1 protein-coding gene, 1 tRNA gene and 2 rRNA genes are annotated in these 3,636 nt (G+C 54.7%); all 4 read left to right on the top strand.

Annotation, left to right across the window (positions count from 1 at the left end):
* A partial coding sequence (locus IF10I1_RS22855; protein WP_208994279.1) for a hypothetical protein occupies positions 1–233 on the top strand: 233 nt, incomplete at its 5' end.
* Between the two features lie 101 nt (positions 234–334).
* Positions 335–3,056: ribosomal RNA gene (locus tag IF10I1_RS13370) — 23S ribosomal RNA — on the top strand.
* 207 nt (positions 3,057–3,263) lie between these two features.
* Positions 3,264–3,378 (top strand): 5S ribosomal RNA (gene rrf / locus IF10I1_RS13365).
* 48 nt (positions 3,379–3,426) lie between these two features.
* Positions 3,427–3,503, top strand: a tRNA-Met gene (locus tag IF10I1_RS13360).
* Positions 3,504–3,636: the final 133 nt, after the last annotated feature.

Here is a 3,636-nt window from a genome sequence, read left to right as displayed (position 1 = left end):
CGGCTGGCTCTGAGCTGGTGTGTTGCAGTTTGGCTGGCGCTTTGATCGATCACTCAATGGTTGAGCGGCTTTGTGCTGCTCCCTTTATCATCCTGAAGAAAATTAGGTTTGCCGGGTCCATATGGATCTGGCCTGTTCTTGACATCGTTGAAGAGAAGGTTCTTTCGGCTCTGGGGTTGTTCCTCAGGTGTTGCGAAAGCGATGGTTCCGCACTTGACCGCGCGGAACGTTGAAAGGGCCTCGAGAAACTGGTCTTAAAATCGATGACCTGTTTGCACTGGATGGCTTCGGCTGTCTGGTGATCAAACATGGAATGGACATCGATAATGAGAGTGATCAAGCGTCTTAAGGGCATTTGGTGGATGCCTTGGTAGCAAGAGGCGATGAAGGACGTGATACGCTGCGATAAGCGTCGGGGAGCTGCGAATAAGCTTTGATCCGGCGATTTCCGAATGGGGCAACCCACTCCGTATGGAGTACCCGCAAGGGAGCAAACCCGGGGAACTGAAACATCTAAGTACCCGGAGGAAAGGACATCAACCGAGACTCCGCTAGTAGTGGCGAGCGAACGCGGACCAGGCCAGTGGCTTGCAGTTTAGAACCGGAACCGTCTGGAAAGTCGGGCCTCAGCGGGTGACAGCCCCGTACGGGTAGAGAGACTGCAAGTCCTTGAGTAAGGCGGGACACGTGAAATCCTGTCTGAACATGGGGGGACCACCCTCCAAGCCTAAGTACTCCTTGCTAACCGATAGTGCACAAGTACCGTGAGGGAAAGGTGAAAAGCACCCCGACGAGGGGAGTGAAACAGATCCTGAAACCGGATGCCTACAAACAGTTGGAGCCCGAGAGGGTGACAGCGTACCTTTTGTATAATGGGTCAGCGACTTAATTTAACGAGCAAGCTTAAGCCGGTAGGTGTAGGCGTAGGGAAACCGAGTCTGAATAGGGCGCCTCAGTTCGTTGGATTAGACCCGAAACCGGGTGATCTAGCCATGACCAGGTTGAAGGTGCGGTAACACGCACTGGAGGACCGAACCCACGCCTGTTGAAAAAGTCGGGGATGAGTTGTGGCTAGGGGTGAAAGGCCAATCAAACTCGGAAATAGCTGGTTCTCCGCGAAATCTATTTAGGTAGAGCGTCAGACGAATACTCCTGGGGGTAGAGCACTGGATGGGCTATGGGGACTTACCGTCTTACTGATCCTAACCAAACTCCGAATACCAGGAAGTACTATCTGGCAGACACACAGTGGGTGCTAACGTCCATTGTGGAGAGGGCAACAACCCTGACCGCCAGTTAAGGCCCCCAAATCATGGCTAAGTGGGAAAGGATGTAGAACTCCCAAAACAACCAGGATGTTGGCTTAGAAGCAGCCATCATTTAAAGAAAGCGTAACAGCTCACTGGTCTAAACAAGGGGTTCCGCGCCGAAAATGTAACGGGGCTCAAGCCATGTGCCGAAACTGCGGGTGCACGTAAGTGCGCGGTAGCGGAGCGTTCCGTAGGCTGATGAAGGCAGACCCGTGAGGGCTGCTGGAGGTATCGGAAGTGCGAATGCTGACATGAGTAACGACAAAGCGGGTGAGAGACCCGCTCGCCGAAAGTCCAAGGGTTCCTGCTCAACGTTAATCGGAGCAGGGTTAGCCGGCCCCTAAGGCGAGGCCGAAAGGCGTAGTCGATGGGAATGCAGTTAATATTCTGCAGCCTGCGGGTGGTGACGGATGCCGTGTATCGTATCCCCTTACTGGATTGGGGATGCGGTGAAGGTGTCCCAGGAAATAGCCCCCGCATTATAGACCGTACCCTAAACCGACACAGGTGGACAGGTAGAGCATACCAAGGCGCTTGAGAGAACTATGCTGAAGGAACTCGGCAAATTGCTCCCGTAAGTTCGCGAGAAGGGAGCCTTCTGATCGGGCAACCGGTCAGGAGGGGCACAGACTAGGGGGTGGCGACTGTTTATCAAAAACACAGGGCTCTGCGAAGCCGTAAGGCGACGTATAGGGTCTGACGCCTGCCCGGTGCCGGAAGGTTAAGAGGAGGTGTGCAAGCTCCGAATTGAAGCCCCGGTAAACGGCGGCCGTAACTATAACGGTCCTAAGGTAGCGAAATTCCTTGTCGGGTAAGTTCCGACCTGCACGAATGGCGTAACGACTTCCCCGCTGTCTCCAGCATAGGCTCAGTGAAATTGAATTCCCCGTGAAGATGCGGGGTTCCTGCGGTCAGACGGAAAGACCCCGTGCACCTTTACTACAGCTTCACACTGGTATTCGTGTCGACATGTGTAGGATAGGTGGTAGACGTCGAAGCGAGGGCGCCAGCTCTCGTGGAGTCATCCTTGAAATACCACCCTTGTCGTCATGGATATCTAACCGCGATGTAACAGCATCCGGGACCGTGTGTGGCGGGTAGTTTGACTGGGGCGGTCGCCTCCCAAATGGTAACGGAGGCGCGCGAAGGTGGGCTCAGAGCGGTCGGAAATCGCTCGTCGAGTGCAATGGCATAAGCCTGCCTGACTGCGAGACTGACAAGTCGAGCAGAGACGAAAGTCGGCCATAGTGATCCGGTGGTCCCTCGTGGAAGGGCCATCGCTCAACGGATAAAAGGTACGCCGGGGATAACAGGCTGATGACCCCCAAGAGTCCATATCGACGGGGTTGTTTGGCACCTCGATGTCGACTCATCGCATCCTGGGGCTGGAGCAGGTCCCAAGGGTATGGCTGTTCGCCATTTAAAGCGGTACGTGAGTTGGGTTCAGAACGTCGCGAGACAGTTCGGTCCCTATCTGCCGTGGGTGTAGGAGAATTGAGAGGATCTGTCCCTAGTACGAGAGGACCGGGATGGACGAACCTCTGGTGGACCTGTTGTGGCGCCAGCCGCAGTGCAGGGTAGCTATGTTCGGAATAGATAACCGCTGAAGGCATCTAAGCGGGAAACTAACCTCAAAACAAGTTCTCCCTGAAGAGCCGTGGTAGACCACCACGTCGATAGGAGGCATGTGGAAGCACGGCAACGTGTGAAGCTGAGCCTTACTAATAGCTCGTTCGGCTTGATCACTCTCATTAATCAATGTCCATTCCATTCTAGATCCCTCACGGGGCGCACGGCTTACGCCTGCCCCTCAGGGAGGGCGGCCTGACCGGCCGGCGCGCGTCGCGCTTGCGGACCTACGGTCCGTTACATCCCTTGCGTATCTGAAACTAAGAAACATATCGATCAGCTCACGCTGAAAAAGACCAGTTCCTCATATCTGCGTTTCGCCGGCCTGGTGGCCCCAGCGGGGGGCCAACACCCGATCCCATCCCGAACTCGGCCGTGAAACCCCCCAGCGCCAATGGTACTTTGTCTTAAGACACGGGAGAGTAGGTCGCTGCCAGGCCTGCAAAACGCAGATAACAAAACACCTCTTCAACAACCACCCAACTAACGCGGGGTGGAGCAGCCCGGTAGCTCGTCAGGCTCATAACCTGAAGGCCGCAGGTTCAAATCCTGCCCCCGCAACCAAATACCAAAACAAATCACAAAAACCCCGTCCACAAAACGGGGTAAAACCATTCAAAAACACCTATATAATCAACAAAGAACAAAACAAGTACAAAGCAAACAGGCAAAACCGTCGAAAGCCACGTTCCGCAAG

The sequence above is a fragment of the Pannonibacter sp. I15F10I1 genome, from assembly GCF_900185665.1.
GTDB lineage: Bacteria > Pseudomonadota > Alphaproteobacteria > Rhizobiales > Stappiaceae > Pannonibacter > Pannonibacter indicus.
This window is presented reverse-complemented; position numbering and strand designations above follow the sequence as displayed.